Below are 14,045 nucleotides of genomic sequence, written 5' to 3'. Positions count from 1 at the left end.
GGAGAAGAACATGAACACTATGAGCATCAAGAAGGGCGATACTGTCATCGTCCTCTCCGGCAAGGACAAGGGCAAGCAGGGCAAGGTCCTCGAGGCCATGCCCGAGACCCGCAAGGTCATTGTGGAGAAGGTCAATGTGGCCACCCGCCACACCAAGCCCCGCAAGCAGGGCGAAGAGGGCGGCATCGTGAAGAAGGAAGCCCCCATTTACGCCTGCAAGGTCATGCGGGTGTGCCCCAAGTGCAACAAGCCCACCCGTCCCGCCAGCAAGGTGGGCGCGGATGGCAAGCGTGTGCGCGTCTGCAAGAAGTGCGGCGCCGAGATCTGAGAGAGGAGGAGTAACAAATGGCTGAAAAGAAAATGCCCAACCTGAAGGCGAAGTATCAGGCCGAGGTCGCTCCTGCTCTTATGCAGAAGTTCGGCTACAAGTCCGTCATGCAGATCCCCAAGCTGGATAAGATCGTGGTCAACTGCGGCTGCGGCGAGGCCAGGGACAACTCCAAGGTCCTGGAGGCCGTCGTGGGCGATCTGAACAAGATCACCGGCCAAAAGGCCATCATCACCAAGGCCAAGAAGTCCGTGGCCAACTTCAAGCTCCGTGAGGAGATGCCCATCGGCGCCAAGGTCACCCTCCGAGGCGACCGGATGTGGGAGTTCCTGGACCGCCTGTTCAACGTGGCCCTGCCCCGCGTGCGCGACTTCCGCGGCATCAACCCCAACTCCTTCGACGGCCGCGGCAACTATGCCCTGGGCATCAAGGAGCAGCTGATCTTCCCTGAGATCGAGTATGACAAGATCGACAAGATCCGGGGCATGGACGTCGTGCTCTGCACCACCGCCAATACCGACGAAGAGGCTCGTGAGCTGCTGACGCTCATCGGCGCTCCCTTCGCCGCCCGCGCCTAAGGAGGGAAAACGAGATGGCTAAGAAATCCATGATCCTCAAGCAGCAGGCCGAGCCGAAATTCTCCAGCCGCCGCTATAATCGCTGCAAGATCTGCGGCCGTCCCCACGCCTACCTGCGGGACTACGGCATCTGCCGTATCTGCTTCCGCGAGCTGGCCTACAAGGGCCAGATCCCCGGCGTGAAGAAGGCTTCCTGGTAAATCGTGAAAAGGGAAGTAAGTGAAACGTGAAAAGTGCAGCCCGCTTTTCACCTTTCACGCTTCACGTTTCACTTTTACAATATCCCCCGCCGGCGGACAACAGGTCGGAGAGCGCCTAACTCCGATACCTTGCCGCTGATACAGGCGAAGCCTGTAATTCTATAAGGAGGTAACACTCATGCACATTACAGATCCTGTTGCGGATATGCTCACCCGCATCCGCAATGCCAACAATGCCAAGCATGACACGGTTGACGTCCCCGCTTCCAACATGAAGAAGTCCATCGCACAGATCCTGTTGGACGAGGGCTATGTCAAGAGCTATCAGCTCATTGACGACGGCACGCAGGGCATCATCCGCATCGCCCTGAAGTACAACCAGCCCAACAAGGAAAAGGTCATCACCGGCCTGCGCCGGGTCTCCAAGCCCGGCCTGCGGGTGTATGCCGGTGCTGAAGAGCTGCCCCGGGTCATCAAGGGCCTGGGCATCGCCATCGTTTCCACGTCCAAGGGCGTCATGACCGACAAGGCTGCCCGTGCGGCCCACGTCGGCGGTGAAGTCCTGGCGTTCGTGTGGTAAGGAGGGGAATAGAGAATGTCTAGAATTGGTAGAATGCCGATCTCTGTCCCCGCTGGCGTGGACGTGAAGATCGAGGCGGGCAACCTGGTCACCGTCAAGGGTCCCAAGGGCACCCTGACCGAGCAGCTGTGCCCCGCCATGAACATTACCCAGGAGGGCGCCGAGCTCCATGTGTCCCGTCCTGACGACACCAAAGAGAACCGCAGCCTCCACGGCCTGACCCGGAGCCTGCTCCACAACATGGTGGTGGGCGTGACTGACGGCTTCGAGAAGAGGCTGGATGTCAACGGTGTTGGTTACCGTGTGGCAAAGGACGGCAAGAAGCTCGTGATGACCCTGGGCTTCTCCCACCAGGTCATCGTGGAGGAGATTGACGGCATCACCATCGATGTGCCCGATCCCAACCACATTGTGATCCGCGGTGCTGACAAGCAGAAGGTGGGCCAGTTTGCCGCCGAAGTGAGAGAGAAAAGACCGCCTGAGCCTTACAAGGGCAAGGGCATCAAATATGCCGATGAAGTCATCCGCCGCAAGGAAGGCAAGACCGGCGCCAAGAAGAAATAATAAGGAGGTGTGCCAAAATGATCAAGAGACCCGATACCAACGCGCAGCGGCTTAAGCGCCACAAGAGAGTCCGCGGGAAAATCTCCGGCACGCCCGAGAGACCCCGTCTGAACGTGTTCCGCAGCGGGACCAACATCTATGCCCAGATCATCGACGATGTCGCGGGCAAGACTCTGGTTTCCGCTTCCTCCCTGGACAAGGCCTTTGAGGGAAACGGCTCCAACTGTGAGGCCGCCAAGAAGGTGGGCCTGATGGTCGCCGAGCGCGCCAAGGCTGCCGGCATCACGACCGTGGTGTTCGACCGGGGCGGCTATGTTTTCCACGGCCGCGTCGCGGCCCTGGCCGAAGGCGCCCGCGAGGGCGGCCTGGAATTTTAACGGGAGGAGGAAACGAAATTGGCTAGATTTGAAAGAGAACAAAGCGAGTACAGCGAGAAGCTCGTTTCCCTGAACCGCGTGTCCAAGACCGTCAAGGGCGGCCGCGTCATGAAGTTCGCCGCCCTCATGGTGGTCGGCGACGAAAAGGGAAATGTGGGTTTCGGCACCGGTAAGGCCGCCGAAGTCCCCGAGGCCATCCGCAAGGGCATCGAGGATGCCAAGAAGAACATGACCAAGATCAGTGTTTCCGGCACGACTATTCCCCACGAGGTCATCGGTGAGTTCGGCGCCGGCCGCGTGCTGCTCAAGCCCGCTGCCCCCGGTACCGGCATCATCGCCGGCGGCCCGGTGCGCGCTGTCATGGAGGCCGCCGGCATCCGTGACATCCGTGCCAAATGCCTGCGCTCCAACAACCCCCAGAACGTGGTCTCCGCCACCTTCCAGGGTCTCCGCTCTCTGCGGACGCCCGAAGAGGTCGCCCGGACCCGGGGCAAGAGCGTGGAAGAAATCGTCGGTTAAGGAGGACGGAACGAAATGGCTAACCTGACTATCAAGCTGACCAAGAGCCTGAACGGCCGTCTCGCCAAGCACAAGGCCACCGCGGAAGCTCTGGGCCTGCGCAAGATCGGTGATACCACCGTCCAGCCGGACAATGCCGCCACCCGCGGCAAGATCGCCAGCATCGGTTACCTCCTGCAGGTCACCGAGGACAAGTAAGGAGGAGCGTAGCATGAATTTGCATGATCTTTCCCCCGCGGCCGGCTCCACCCAGGTGGGCAAGCGCAAGGGCCGCGGTCCCGGTACCGGCAACGGTAAGACCGGCGGCCGGGGACACAAGGGCCAGAAGGCCCGCTCCGGCGGCAGCATCCGCGTCGGTTTCGAAGGCGGCCAGATGCCTCTGGCCCGCCGCCTGCCCAAGCGCGGCTTCAACAACATTTTCGCCAAGCCCCTGGAGGCCATCAACGTGGCTTCTCTGAACAAATTTGAGGACGGTGCCACCGTCAATGTCTGCGACCTGCTGGAAATGGGCATCCTTTCCAAGTGCGAGTACGGCGTGAAGGTTCTGGGCAACGGCAACCTGACCAAGAAGCTGACGGTGCGCGCCACGGCTTTCTCCGCCTCCGCCAAGGAAAAGATCGAAGCGGCAGGTGGAAAGGCCGAGGTGATCTGAAGTGATTCAGACACTGAAAAACGCGTGGAAGGTCCCTGAGCTTAAAAACAAGATCCTGTTTACCGTCTTTGCGCTTTTGATCTTCCGCCTCGGCTCCGCCGTGCCTGTCCCCTTCATTCAGACAGACGCGCTGGCCGATTATATCAGCAGCATGTCCGGCACCATCTTCGGCCTTCTGGGCACCATGAACGGCACGGCTTTCTCCATCGCCGCCGTGTTTGCTCTGGGCGTACAGCCCTATATCAACTCCTCCATCATCATCCAGCTCCTCACGGTGGCCGTTCCGGCCCTGGAGCGGCTGGCCAAGGACGGGGGAGAAGAGGGCAAGAAGAAGATCGCCGCCATCACCCGCTATGTCACCGTGGCCATCGCCATTCTCCAGGGCTTTGGCTACTACACCATCATCCGTACCAACAACCTGCTGGACCTGGGCGGCATGAACGGCATCTGGGCGGCCATCGTCATCGTGGCCACCTTTGCCGCCGGCTCCGCTTTCGTCATGTGGCTGGGCGAGCAGATCACCGACAAGGGAATCGGCAACGGCATCTCCATGATCCTGTTTGCCGGTATCCTCTCCCGGATGCCCCAGATGATCCGCACCATGGCCACCGGCGTGAGCCACTGGGCCCACCCCGTGGACACCACCGACTTCACCGCGCAGCAGCTGGCCAACTATTTCGTCATGCCCCCCTGGGGCCTGGCACTCATCATCATCGGCATGCTGGCCCTGATCCTCTTTGTGGTCTGGATCCAGAACGCCGAGCGCCGCATCCCCGTGCAGTATGCCAAGCGGGTGGTGGGCCGGAAGATGTACGGCGGCCAGTCCAGCCACATCCCCATGAAGGTGAATATGTCCGGCGTGCTGCCCATCATCTTCGCACAGTCCATTGCCTCCCTCCCCGCCACCATCTGCGCCTTTGCAGGCGTGCAGGCCGGGGACGAGGGGTTCTGGGGCGGTTTTCTGAAAGTGTTTGACGCCAACGGGATCGTGTACACCGTGGTGTATTTCCTCCTGATCCTGGCGTTCAGCTACTTCTACTCCACCATGCAGTTTGATCCGGTGGAGGTGGCCAACAACCTGAAGAAGAACGGCGGCTTTGTCCCCGGCTTCCGTCCGGGCAAGCCCACCGCTGATTTTATTCGCAAGGTGCTGAATAAGATCACTTTCTTCGGTGCCATCTTCCTCTCCGTGATCGCCATCGCTCCTATCGTCACCGGAAACATCATCGGTGTTCAGAGCCTGGCCATCGGCGGCACTTCCATCATCATCGTGGTGGGTGTTGCCCTGGAGACCAGCAAGGCGCTGGAGGCTCAGCTCATGATGCGTCACTACAAGGGATTCCTTGAGTGATACCGGAGGCGTAGTAAAAAATGATGAAACTGATCTTTTTGGGCCCTCCGGGTGCCGGTAAGGGCACTCAGGCGGCCATCGTCAGCAAAAAACTGGGCATTCCCACCATCTCCACCGGAGATATGCTCCGTGCCGCCGTCAAGGAGGGCACCGAGGTGGGCAAGAAGGCCAAGTCCTTTATGGACGCCGGCAAGCTGGTCCCCGACGATGTCATCATCGGCATCGTGGCGGAGCGGGTGGAAAAGCCCGACTGCGCTCTGGGCTATATCCTGGACGGGGTGCCCCGCACCATCGCCCAGGCTCAGGCCCTGGAGAGCGCGGGCGTCCGGTTCGACCACGTCATCTCTATCGAGACCGCCGACAACGTGGTGGAGGAGCGCCTGGAAGGGCGCAGAGTGTGCCAGAACTGCGGCGCTACCTATCACCTGACCAACAATCCCCCCAAGAGCGAGGGCACCTGTGACAACTGCGGCCATGCGCTGATCCAGCGCCCGGACGACTCTGCCGCCACAGTACGCCACCGCCTGGAGGTCTACCACAGCGAGACCGAGCCGCTCAAGGCCTTTTACCAGGAGCGGAACGTGTTGAGCCTGGTGGAGGACGCGGGGGACATCGAGAGCGTCAACCGTCGGATTATGGCGGTACTGGGGAAGTGATCCTGTGGACATGATTTCCATCAAGTCCCCCAGGGAGATCGAGAAGATGCGCGCGGCCGGGCGGCTCACCGCTCAGGCCCGCGCGCTGGCCGGCTCCCTGGTCCGCCCGGGCGTCACCACGCTGGAGATCGACCGGGCGGTTCGGAAGTTCATCGAAAGCCACGGCGCGAAGCCGTCGTTCCTGGGGTATGGCGGGTATCCCGCCTCTGTGTGCGCCTCGGTCAACGAGGTGGTGATCCACGGCATTCCCAACCACAGAAAGCTGGAAGAGGGCGACATCGTCTCCATTGACGTGGGCGCTTATCTGGACGGTTTTCACGGCGACTGTGCCGCCACCTTCCCCTGCGGGGAGGTGAGCGACGAGGCCCGAAAGCTCATCGAGGTCACTCGGCAGAGCTTCTTTGAGGGCATCAAATTCGCCAGGGTGGGACAGCGGGTCTCCGATGTGGGCCACGCGGTCCAGCAGTATGTCGAGAGCTTCGGCTACGGCGTGGTGCGGGACTTTGTGGGCCACGGTGTGGGTTCCAAGATGCACGAGGCACCGGAAGTCCCCAACTACGGGGCGGCCGGCCATGGGGCCCGGTTCCAGCCGGGCATGGTGATCGCTGTGGAGCCCATGGTGTGCGCCGGCGACTGGCATGTACGTGTGCTGGGGGACCGGTGGACCACGGTGTCCGCCGACGGCAGCCTCACCGCCCACTATGAGAACACGATCCTCATCACCGACGGCGAGCCCGAGATCCTCACCGATCCGGGCGAGGGCTGAGATGGAGTGGGCCGTCGTGCGATCCCTGGCCGGGCGTGACAGAGGAGAGCTCTTTTTCGTGGTGGGCGTGGAGGAACCTTACCTCCTGCTCTGCGACGGAAAGCACCGCCGTCTGTCCGCCCCCAAGCGGAAGAAGCGAAGGCACACCGAACCCGCAGGGGCCTATGCCCGGAAGCTGGACCGGCAGACACCGGTCACCGACAATGAGATCCGGAGAGCGCTGGCCGCTTTCCGAGCCCAGTCAAGGAGGGTTTGACGCTTTGGCAAAGGACGATATGATCGAGGTGGAGGGCGTCGTCACAGAATCCCTTCCCAACACCACGTTTCACGTGGACATCGGAAACGGCCACATCATCCTGGCCCACATCTCCGGGAAGCTGCGGATGAACTTCATCCGCATCCTGCCCGGAGACAAGGTCACGGTCCAGATGTCGCCCTACGATGTGACCCGAGGCAGAATCACTTGGCGCACGAAATGAGCGCCGTGAAAGTTACCATCAACGACCGGCGAGGGAGAAGCTGGGCCTTGCCCACTCCCTGCTGGGGCCATTCAGGCATTCAAGGAGGTTTATCATGAAAGTAAGACCGTCCGTGAAGCCCATGTGCGAGAAGTGCAAGATCATCAAGCGCAAGGGCAAGGTCATGGTTATCTGCGAAAACCCCAAGCATAAACAGAGACAAGGTTAAAGTAGGAGGTGCTGAAACAGTATGGCTCGTATTGCTGGCATTGACCTGCCGAAGGACAAACGGATCGAGATCGGTCTGACCTATATCTTCGGCATTGGGCGCACCAGCGCCAATAAGATCCTGGCGGAAACCGGGATCAACCCCGATACCCGGGTCAAGGACCTGACTGAGGACGAGGAAGCGAAGCTGCGTGAGGTGATCGCGCACAGCTATACCGTGGAGGGCGACCTCCGCCGCGACCTGGCTATGGACATCAAGCGGCTGACCGAGATCGGCTGCTACCGGGGCGTGCGGCATCGCCGCGGCCTGCCTGTCCGGGGCCAGCGGACCAAGACCAACGCCCGTACCCGCAAGGGCCCGAAGCGTACCGTCGCGAATAAGAAGAAGTAAGGAGGGATATCAATGGCTGCGAATAACGCGAAAAAAGTGGTGCGCAAGCGCCGCGAGAAGAAGAACGTGGAGAAGGGCCAGGTGCATATCCGCTCCTCCTTCAACAACACCATGGTCACCATGACCGACGCCAACGGCAACGCCCTGTCCTGGGCATCCTCCGGCGAGATGGGTTTCCGGGGCTCCCGGAAGTCCACCCCCTTCGCCGCTCAGACCGCCGCCGAGACGGCCGCCAAGGCCGCCATGGAGCATGGCCTGAAGACCGTCGAGGTCTACGTGAAGGGACCCGGCGCCGGCCGTGAGGCCGCCATCCGCGCGCTGCAGGCCGTGGGCCTGGAAGTCACCCTCATCAAGGACGTGACTCCCGTGCCCCACAACGGCTGCCGCCCGCCCAAGCGCCGCAGAGTGTAAGAAGGAGGAGAAATCAGAATATGGCTAAGAATATGCAGCCCGTCGCCAAGCGCTGCAAGGCGCTGAACATTTCTCCCGCCGCCATGGGTTACGACAAGAAGACCACCAATCGCAAGCCCAAGGCCAACGTCCGCCGCAAGCAGAGCGAGTACGCCATGCAGCTGCAGGAGAAGCAGAAGGTCAAGTTCGTGTACGGCATCATGGAGAAGCAGTTCCGCGCGTACTACGAGAAGGCCGCCCGGATGCCCGGCAAGACCGGTGAGAACCTGCTGGTCATGGTGGAGCGCCGCCTGGACAACGCAGTCTACCGCCTGGGCTTCGCCATGACCCGCCGCGAGGCCCGTCAGCTGGTGAACCACGGCCACTTCACCGTCAACGGCCGGAAGGTCAACATCCCCTCCTACCTGGTGAAGGTGGGCGATGTGATCGAGGTCCGTGAGACCAGCCGGTCCTCCGTGAAGTTCAAGCGGTTCCTGGGCGAGGACGCCATCATCGTCAACGTTCCCCAGTGGCTGGAGAAAGAGAAGAACACCCTCAAGGGCACCGTTACCAAGATGCCTGCCCGCGAGGATATCGACCTGCCCATCGAGGAGCACCTCATCGTCGAGTTGTACTCCAAGTAAGCCTTACCCTCGAATTCAGACGAGCACATCGAATCGGCGGCGGGTCTGCCCCGCCGTCCTCAGAAGGAGGGTAATCTATGGTTGAAATCGAAAAACCCCGCATTGACTGTCAGGAGAACGTGGGCGACAACACCTACGGCAAGTACGTGGTGGAGCCGCTGGAGCGGGGCTATGGCACCACTCTGGGCAACGCCCTGCGGCGGGTGCTCCTCTCCTCCCTGCCCGGCACCGCGGTGACCTCCATCAAGATCGCCGGGGTCCAGCACGAATTCTGCACCATTCCCGGCGTGAAGGAAGATGTCACCGAGATCGTCCTCAACGTCAAGTCCATCATCGCCAAGCTCCACAGCGAGGGAGTCAAGACGGTGTATATTGAAGCCAGCGGCGAGTGCGAAGTCACCGCAGGCGACATCAAGGCCGACGGCGAGGTGGAGGTCCTGAATCCGGAGCTCCACATCGCCACTCTGGGCCCCGGGGCCAGCCTCAACATGGAGCTGACCCTGTCCCACGGCCGGGGCTACGACCCTGCCGACCGGAACAAGACTCCCCAGACCGTCATCGGCGTCATCCCTGTGGATTCGGTCTACACCCCTGTGAAGAAGGTCAACTACACCGTGGAGAACACCCGTGTGGGCGATCGGACCGACTTCGACAAGCTGACCCTGGAGGTCTGGACCAACGGCACCATCGATGCCCGCGACGCGGTCAGCCTGGGCGCCCGGATCCTGGTGGACCACTTCCTGCTGTTCACCGACCTGTCCGAGACCATGGGCTCCGCATCCACCGTGGTGGAGAAGGCTGAGGCCCAGCGGGACAAGGTGCTGGAGATGACCATCGAGGAGCTGGATCTTTCCGTCCGGTCCTTCAACTGCCTGAAGCGGGCCAACATCAACACCGTCGAGGATCTGATCTCCAAGACCCAGGACGAGATGATGAAGGTGCGCAATCTGGGCCGCAAGAGCCTGGAGGAAGTCATCAACAAGCTGGCCATGATGGGTCTGAACCTTGCTGACGACGAGAACAACAACTAATACACGCCGAGAGGAGTGAGACAACATGCCCGCGAATCGTAAACTGGGGAAGCCCACCGACCAGCGTATGGCCATGCTCCGCGCCATGACCACCTACCTGCTGGAGAACGGCCAGATCAAGACCACTGTCACCCGCGCCAAGGAAGTGGCTCCCATGGCCGAGAAGATGATCACCCTGGCCAAGAAGAACGACCTGGCCGCCTACCGTCAGGCGCTGGCCTTCCTGACCAAGGAGGATGTGGCGAAGAAGCTCTTCGACCAGATCGGCGCCAAGTACGCCACTCGTGACGGCGGCTACACCCGCGTGGTCCGCATCGGGCCCCGCCGCGGTGACGCCGCTGAGATGGCCGTGGTCCAGCTGGTGTAATTCCGGCCGGAACCCGTTTCATCCACACGCAAAAGCTCCTGTCGTATCCCTGGAATGCCCGGGATACGACGGGAGCTTTTTTTGCACCCCCAAAAATACTTGACAAAGTCAACTGTTTTTCTTATGCTGAGTCTGAGAAAACCGGAGGTGGACCATGGACCAGCCGCTTGCCAATTATGTGACCTCGCTGCGCAAAAGCTTTGTGGAGTACTGCAATGACAGGCTGACCGGCGCTCCTGCCTGCTGCGCCTGACGGAGCGGGGCCTGGAAGTCTTCCGGCTGAGCCACGACCTGTTTGGACGGTGGGAGGAACGGGTGACCGTGGGACTCTCAGGCGGAGAACGGATGCAGCTTTTGTCCCTGCTGAAGAAGACGGCGCAGTACCCGGAGTGCTGCCGGAGTAAGGAGGAATCTGATCGATGAAATATTCCATTGTATACAGCAGCAGAACCGGCAATACCGCGCTGTTGGCGGAGAAGCTGGCGGATGCACTGCCGGCGGAGGAGCGCGTCTACTTGGGCGGACCGGACCCCCGGGGAGAGGCGGCCGAGCTGATTTTTACGGGTTTTTGGACGGATCGAGGAGGGGCCGATCAGGAGAGCGCCGCGTTTTTGGAGCGGCTGCATAACAAAAAGATATTTCTGTTTGGGACTGCGGGCTTCGGCGGCAGCCAGGCGTATTTTGACCAGATCCTGGGCAGGGTGGCTGCCCGCCTGGATCCCTCCAATACGCTGGCAGGATCTTTCCTGTGCCAGGGCAGGATGCCGCCGTCGGTCCGACAGCGCTATGAGGCCATGGCCGTACGGCAGCCCGAGCAGGCGCGGGAGTGGATAGAAAATTTTGACCGCGCTCTTACGCATCCGAACGAGGAAGACCTGAAACGGCTGGGCGAACTGGCGCTGAACGTGATGTCCTGAGCGATGGTCCGAAGTTTTTCCGGCGCCGGATGTATCGGTTCGTGCAACTGTCTTAAGGAATCCGCCATACAGAAATGGGAGTTTGCCGCGCAAGATTACGCTTGTGTTACAAATGCCCCGTCGCTCTTGACGATGAGAGGCGGATAGGGTATGATGGCCTCTGTAAGGTAAGGGGAGTCGTTCTTTTGCCTCCGCCTGGCAAAAAGACGATGCCTCAAACCAAAAATAAGAAGGAGGAATATCCATGAACAACCTCAAGCGCGTTCTCAGCCTGGGCCTCACCGGCACCATGCTGGCCGGCATGATGGTCATGGGCGCCGGCGCTGCCAACTTCAGCGACGCCGACAAGATCACCAACACCGATGCCGTCAACACCATGGTCGCCCTGGGCGTCATCAAGGGCAAGGACACCGGTGCCTTTGATCCCACCGGCAACGTCACCCGTGCCGAGATGGCCAAGATGCTCTGCGTCGCCATCAACGGCGGCAAGGAGCCCGTCCTGGGCGTCAAGACCACTCCTACCTACAAGGACATCAAGGGCCACTGGGCTGAGAGCTACATCGAGTACTGCTCTTCCATGGGCTACGTTGCCGGCCGCGGCGACGGCAGCTATGGCCCCGACGCCACTGTGACCTCCACCGAGGCCGCCAAGATGATCCTGACCACCATGGGCTACAAGGCTGAGGTTTCCGGCTTTGTGGGTCTGGACTGGGCCATCAACACCAACTCCCAGGCCAACCAGGTCGGCCTGTACAAGAAGCTCAGCGGCATCAACACCTCCGTTGCCATGAGCCGTGACAACGCCGCCCAGATGCTTTACAACGCTCTGGACGCAAAGACCGTGGAGCTGGGCTCCAGCGGCGCTGACTACAAGACCAGCACCTACACCTACACCGGCACCGAGTCCGTGGCTGTGGGCAGCGAGAAGGTCTATGTGTTCACCTCCAAGGTGAGCGAGCTGAACGTGCTGAACAACGAGGAGTACTCCTCCTACGCCGATGCCGCCGCTGCCGCCACTGCTGTCAAGAGCGACGCTAAGCTGGGCACCGACTACACCCTGGCTTCTCTCTCCAAGGTTGTTTACGGCACTCAGTCCGTGACCAAGACCAAGGACGAGACCTTCGGCCACAAGTATCTCTCTCTGGATACCTATGACGAGGATATGGTCTACCTGAAGAAGGTAGAGAAGGACGCCAAGGGCACCTACACCGTCACTCTGTCTGACGGCGTGACCTACACCAAGGTCGCTGAGGACTTCAGCGCTCTGATGGGCGAGAAGGTCAAGGTCCTGTCCAAGGCTTCTGACGATGTCTACGGCGTGTTCGCCTCCGGCGGCGCCGTTCTGGCTACCGGCGTGATCGGCGACATCGACTGCAAGGCTACCGACACCACTGTGGACTTTGGCGACAACAGCTACAAGCTGGACAACACCACCGCCGCCAAGACCCCCGTGTACGCCTTCAACAACTTTGACGGCGCCACTACCACCAACCTGGGCACCCTGCCCACCAACAAGGCCGCTTCCTTCAAGGCTGTGGATCTGGACGGCGACGGCAAGGTTGATCAGGTCGTCTACACTCCCTTCACTGTCGCCAAGGTGACCTACGTGGGCTCCAAGTCCTTCACCGCCGGCGGCAAGACCGTGAAGTTTGAGGATGCCAACGTTTACGAGGGCATGGCCAAGAACGACTACGTCACCATCGTGGCTGCCAAGAACACTGTGGACGACACCGAGACCTACGCCAAGGTGGATACCATTGTTTCCGGCGCCATCACCTCCACCAAGAACAGCGGCAAGAGCTTCAAGATCGCTGATACCTGGTACGACATCGCCGATACCACCCTGCTGATCTCCGGCGGCTCCGAGACCGCTACTGCCGGCGGTACCGCCAGCAAGGCTGTCATCGTCAACGGCTACGCCTTCTACCTGGATACCAGCAAGACCGTGGAGACCAAGGACTACGCCGTGGTCATCTCCGCTGTCGGCTCTTTTGCCAACGGCCTGAACGGCAACCAGGCGAAGCTGATCTTCACCGACGGCACCAAGAAGGTTGTCGACACCGACAAGAACTACTCTGCCACCGTTAGCGGCGGCGGTTCCAACAGCGATTCTCTGGTCGCCAAGCTGGTCACCTACAAGGTCGAGGACGACAAGTACGTTCTGACCCCGGCTTCCTCCAATGCCGACACTGCCGGCTTTGACGAGGTCGTCTCCGGTGCTTACACCTATGCCAAGAACAGCAAGAGCACCATCGGCGGCAACTACATTGCTCCTGATGCTGTGGTCTTCGTCAAGAAGTCCGAGACCAGCTACTCTGTCGTCACCGGCGCCACCCTGATGAAGATGGCTACCGCCACTGTCAAGAACGCCTACGCCGACAAGAACTCCTCCAACGGCTACAGCACCATTTCTCTGGCCTACGTGGAGGGCAATGTGACCTCCGCCGACACCCAGTACGGCTACGTGGTCTCCTCCATTGAGACTGTGGATAACAGCGACAACGGCCTGGTCGCTACCTTCAAGATCTTCAACGGCACCGAGACCGTCACTGTGACCACCAGCGACAAGGCCAACAGCGCTGATCTGACCAACCTGGCCAAGAACACCGTGATCACCTATGTGGCTGACGGCAACTACATCGACGTCAAGTCCGTTGCCAAGCTGGATAAGGCTACCTCCGGCATTGGCGCCATCGTGGCCTACAACGGCAGCGATGAGATCCAGTTCCTGTCCGGTATGACCACCGAGACCATCGGCACCGCCAGTGTGGATGTGGTCAACAAGAATGGCAGCAAGAGCAACCTTCTGGAGATCGACAAGGACACCGTCATCCTGACCGTCAACGTGGCGGACAAGGAAGGTGTGACCGGCGGCGAGCTGGCCATTGCCGACAAGACTCCCGATGGCAACTACTACGCCAACGCGTACTATGTCATGGGCACCGGCAACACTGTTGCCCTGATCGTCTACTGCAACGACATCCTGAACGTGAACGGCTAATTGCCGGATCTCTTCACTCTGTCTGAGCGGAATGACAAAAGAGCGGC

The 14,045-nt window shown here is 60.6% G+C and carries 22 protein-coding genes; all 22 read left to right on the top strand.

The genetic code is table 11. The annotated features are described in order from the left end of the window. Positions 1-10 precede the first annotated feature (10 nt). The 22 genes from rplX (at position 11) to ACQRD3_RS05300 (ending at position 13,998) form a co-directional block, all read left to right on the top strand. Entirely contained in the window at positions 11-328 is a 318-nt protein-coding gene (gene rplX / locus ACQRD3_RS05405; protein WP_080906395.1) for a 50S ribosomal protein L24, read from the top strand. Positions 329-360: 32 nt separating this feature from the next. Next, complete coding sequence (rplE, locus tag ACQRD3_RS05400) at positions 361-906, top strand: 50S ribosomal protein L5 (RefSeq protein WP_198933191.1); 546 nt, start codon at positions 361-363, stop codon at positions 904-906. Positions 907-920: 14 nt separating this feature from the next. Next, the gene (locus ACQRD3_RS05395) at positions 921-1,106 is read left to right on the top strand and encodes a type Z 30S ribosomal protein S14 (RefSeq protein ID WP_080906393.1); all 186 of its coding nucleotides are present in this window, start codon (positions 921-923) and stop codon (positions 1,104-1,106) included. Positions 1,107-1,284: 178 nt separating this feature from the next. Then, positions 1,285-1,686 carry a 30S ribosomal protein S8 gene (gene rpsH / locus ACQRD3_RS05390; protein WP_080906392.1) on the top strand — a complete coding sequence of 134 codons (402 nt, stop codon included), beginning with the start codon at positions 1,285-1,287 and terminating at the stop codon, positions 1,684-1,686. Between the two features lie 15 nt (positions 1,687-1,701). Further along, positions 1,702-2,250 carry a 50S ribosomal protein L6 gene (rplF, locus tag ACQRD3_RS05385; RefSeq protein WP_080906391.1) on the top strand — a complete coding sequence of 183 codons (549 nt, stop codon included), beginning with the start codon at positions 1,702-1,704 and terminating at the stop codon, positions 2,248-2,250. Between the two features lie 17 nt (positions 2,251-2,267). After that, positions 2,268-2,627: a 50S ribosomal protein L18 gene (gene rplR, locus ACQRD3_RS05380; RefSeq protein ID WP_080906390.1), complete on the top strand. Its 360-nt coding sequence runs from the start codon at positions 2,268-2,270 to the stop codon at positions 2,625-2,627. Positions 2,628-2,645: 18 nt separating this feature from the next. After that, on the top strand, positions 2,646-3,146 hold the full coding sequence (rpsE, locus tag ACQRD3_RS05375) for a 30S ribosomal protein S5 (protein ID WP_080906389.1): 501 nt from the start codon (positions 2,646-2,648) through the stop codon (positions 3,144-3,146). Between the two features lie 15 nt (positions 3,147-3,161). After that, positions 3,162-3,344, top strand: a complete 183-nt coding sequence (gene rpmD, locus ACQRD3_RS05370; protein ID WP_080906388.1) for a 50S ribosomal protein L30 — start codon at positions 3,162-3,164, stop codon at positions 3,342-3,344. Between the two features lie 13 nt (positions 3,345-3,357). After that, complete coding sequence (gene rplO, locus ACQRD3_RS05365) at positions 3,358-3,798, top strand: 50S ribosomal protein L15 (protein WP_080906387.1); 441 nt, start codon at positions 3,358-3,360, stop codon at positions 3,796-3,798. A gap of 1 nt (position 3,799) precedes the next feature. Beyond that, a complete protein-coding gene (gene secY / locus ACQRD3_RS05360) occupies positions 3,800-5,149 on the top strand; it encodes a preprotein translocase subunit SecY (protein WP_080906386.1) in 1,350 nt (449 codons plus the stop codon). Positions 5,150-5,172: 23 nt separating this feature from the next. Then, complete coding sequence (locus ACQRD3_RS05355) at positions 5,173-5,805, top strand: adenylate kinase (protein ID WP_080906495.1); 633 nt, start codon at positions 5,173-5,175, stop codon at positions 5,803-5,805. Between the two features lie 10 nt (positions 5,806-5,815). Then, positions 5,816-6,571, top strand: coding sequence for a type I methionyl aminopeptidase (gene map / locus ACQRD3_RS05350; protein WP_427780294.1), 756 nt, complete (start codon positions 5,816-5,818; stop codon positions 6,569-6,571). A 1-nt stretch (position 6,572) separates the two neighbouring features. Beyond that, positions 6,573-6,827: a KOW domain-containing RNA-binding protein gene (locus tag ACQRD3_RS05345; RefSeq protein ID WP_427780270.1), complete on the top strand. Its 255-nt coding sequence runs from the start codon at positions 6,573-6,575 to the stop codon at positions 6,825-6,827. 4 nt (positions 6,828-6,831) lie between these two features. Next, positions 6,832-7,050: a translation initiation factor IF-1 gene (gene infA / locus ACQRD3_RS05340; RefSeq protein ID WP_080906384.1), complete on the top strand. Its 219-nt coding sequence runs from the start codon at positions 6,832-6,834 to the stop codon at positions 7,048-7,050. Between the two features lie 94 nt (positions 7,051-7,144). Continuing rightward, positions 7,145-7,258, top strand: a complete 114-nt coding sequence (rpmJ, locus tag ACQRD3_RS05335) for a 50S ribosomal protein L36 (RefSeq protein ID WP_006573428.1) — start codon at positions 7,145-7,147, stop codon at positions 7,256-7,258. A 21-nt stretch (positions 7,259-7,279) separates the two neighbouring features. Continuing rightward, positions 7,280-7,648 carry a 30S ribosomal protein S13 gene (gene rpsM, locus ACQRD3_RS05330; RefSeq protein ID WP_080906383.1) on the top strand — a complete coding sequence of 123 codons (369 nt, stop codon included), beginning with the start codon at positions 7,280-7,282 and terminating at the stop codon, positions 7,646-7,648. Between the two features lie 12 nt (positions 7,649-7,660). After that, positions 7,661-8,059 (top strand): 30S ribosomal protein S11, encoded by a 399-nt coding sequence (gene rpsK, locus ACQRD3_RS05325; protein WP_080906382.1) that lies wholly within the window; start codon positions 7,661-7,663, stop codon positions 8,057-8,059. 20 nt (positions 8,060-8,079) lie between these two features. Continuing rightward, positions 8,080-8,682, top strand: a complete 603-nt coding sequence (gene rpsD, locus ACQRD3_RS05320) for a 30S ribosomal protein S4 (protein WP_080906381.1) — start codon at positions 8,080-8,082, stop codon at positions 8,680-8,682. 77 nt (positions 8,683-8,759) lie between these two features. Then, positions 8,760-9,713 (top strand): DNA-directed RNA polymerase subunit alpha, encoded by a 954-nt coding sequence (locus ACQRD3_RS05315; protein WP_080906380.1) that lies wholly within the window; start codon positions 8,760-8,762, stop codon positions 9,711-9,713. Between the two features lie 25 nt (positions 9,714-9,738). After that, positions 9,739-10,080, top strand: a complete 342-nt coding sequence (rplQ, locus tag ACQRD3_RS05310; protein WP_080906379.1) for a 50S ribosomal protein L17 — start codon at positions 9,739-9,741, stop codon at positions 10,078-10,080. Positions 10,081-10,499: 419 nt separating this feature from the next. Continuing rightward, on the top strand, positions 10,500-10,997 hold the full coding sequence (gene bilS, locus ACQRD3_RS05305; RefSeq protein ID WP_427780265.1) for a flavodoxin family protein BilS: 498 nt from the start codon (positions 10,500-10,502) through the stop codon (positions 10,995-10,997). 244 nt (positions 10,998-11,241) lie between these two features. Further along, positions 11,242-13,998, top strand: coding sequence for an S-layer homology domain-containing protein (locus ACQRD3_RS05300; RefSeq protein WP_427780263.1), 2,757 nt, complete (start codon positions 11,242-11,244; stop codon positions 13,996-13,998). Positions 13,999-14,045 lie beyond the last annotated feature (47 nt).

It is taken from the genome of Candidatus Pseudoscillospira sp. SGI.172 (assembly GCF_050313575.1).
Lineage (GTDB): Bacteria > Bacillota > Clostridia > Oscillospirales > Oscillospiraceae > Vermiculatibacterium.
The sequence above is the reverse complement of the archived record's forward strand: the minus strand, read 5'-3'. Positions and strand labels throughout refer to the sequence as shown.

What these genes read in the sequence shown, in the direction of transcription:
- map (WP_427780294.1), top strand. Translation starts at nt 5,816, where the DNA reads ATGATTTCCATCAAGTCCCCCAGGGAGATCGAGAAGATGCGCGCGGCC.
- bilS (WP_427780265.1), top strand. Translation starts at nt 10,500, where the DNA reads ATGAAATATTCCATTGTATACAGCAGCAGAACCGGCAATACCGCGCTG.
- ACQRD3_RS05345 (WP_427780270.1), top strand. Translation starts at nt 6,573, where the DNA reads ATGGAGTGGGCCGTCGTGCGATCCCTGGCCGGGCGTGACAGAGGAGAG.
- rpsM (WP_080906383.1), top strand. Translation starts at nt 7,280, where the DNA reads ATGGCTCGTATTGCTGGCATTGACCTGCCGAAGGACAAACGGATCGAG.
- rpmD (WP_080906388.1), top strand. Translation starts at nt 3,162, where the DNA reads ATGGCTAACCTGACTATCAAGCTGACCAAGAGCCTGAACGGCCGTCTC.
- rplX (WP_080906395.1), top strand. Translation starts at nt 11, where the DNA reads ATGAACACTATGAGCATCAAGAAGGGCGATACTGTCATCGTCCTCTCC.
- rpsK (WP_080906382.1), top strand. Translation starts at nt 7,661, where the DNA reads ATGGCTGCGAATAACGCGAAAAAAGTGGTGCGCAAGCGCCGCGAGAAG.
- rplF (WP_080906391.1), top strand. Translation starts at nt 1,702, where the DNA reads ATGTCTAGAATTGGTAGAATGCCGATCTCTGTCCCCGCTGGCGTGGAC.
- rplE (WP_198933191.1), top strand. Translation starts at nt 361, where the DNA reads ATGCCCAACCTGAAGGCGAAGTATCAGGCCGAGGTCGCTCCTGCTCTT.
- ACQRD3_RS05355 (WP_080906495.1), top strand. Translation starts at nt 5,173, where the DNA reads ATGAAACTGATCTTTTTGGGCCCTCCGGGTGCCGGTAAGGGCACTCAG.
- rpsH (WP_080906392.1), top strand. Translation starts at nt 1,285, where the DNA reads ATGCACATTACAGATCCTGTTGCGGATATGCTCACCCGCATCCGCAAT.
- rpmJ (WP_006573428.1), top strand. Translation starts at nt 7,145, where the DNA reads ATGAAAGTAAGACCGTCCGTGAAGCCCATGTGCGAGAAGTGCAAGATC.
- rplR (WP_080906390.1), top strand. Translation starts at nt 2,268, where the DNA reads ATGATCAAGAGACCCGATACCAACGCGCAGCGGCTTAAGCGCCACAAG.
- rplQ (WP_080906379.1), top strand. Translation starts at nt 9,739, where the DNA reads ATGCCCGCGAATCGTAAACTGGGGAAGCCCACCGACCAGCGTATGGCC.
- ACQRD3_RS05395 (WP_080906393.1), top strand. Translation starts at nt 921, where the DNA reads ATGGCTAAGAAATCCATGATCCTCAAGCAGCAGGCCGAGCCGAAATTC.
- rpsD (WP_080906381.1), top strand. Translation starts at nt 8,080, where the DNA reads ATGGCTAAGAATATGCAGCCCGTCGCCAAGCGCTGCAAGGCGCTGAAC.
- ACQRD3_RS05315 (WP_080906380.1), top strand. Translation starts at nt 8,760, where the DNA reads ATGGTTGAAATCGAAAAACCCCGCATTGACTGTCAGGAGAACGTGGGC.
- rplO (WP_080906387.1), top strand. Translation starts at nt 3,358, where the DNA reads ATGAATTTGCATGATCTTTCCCCCGCGGCCGGCTCCACCCAGGTGGGC.
- ACQRD3_RS05300 (WP_427780263.1), top strand. Translation starts at nt 11,242, where the DNA reads ATGAACAACCTCAAGCGCGTTCTCAGCCTGGGCCTCACCGGCACCATG.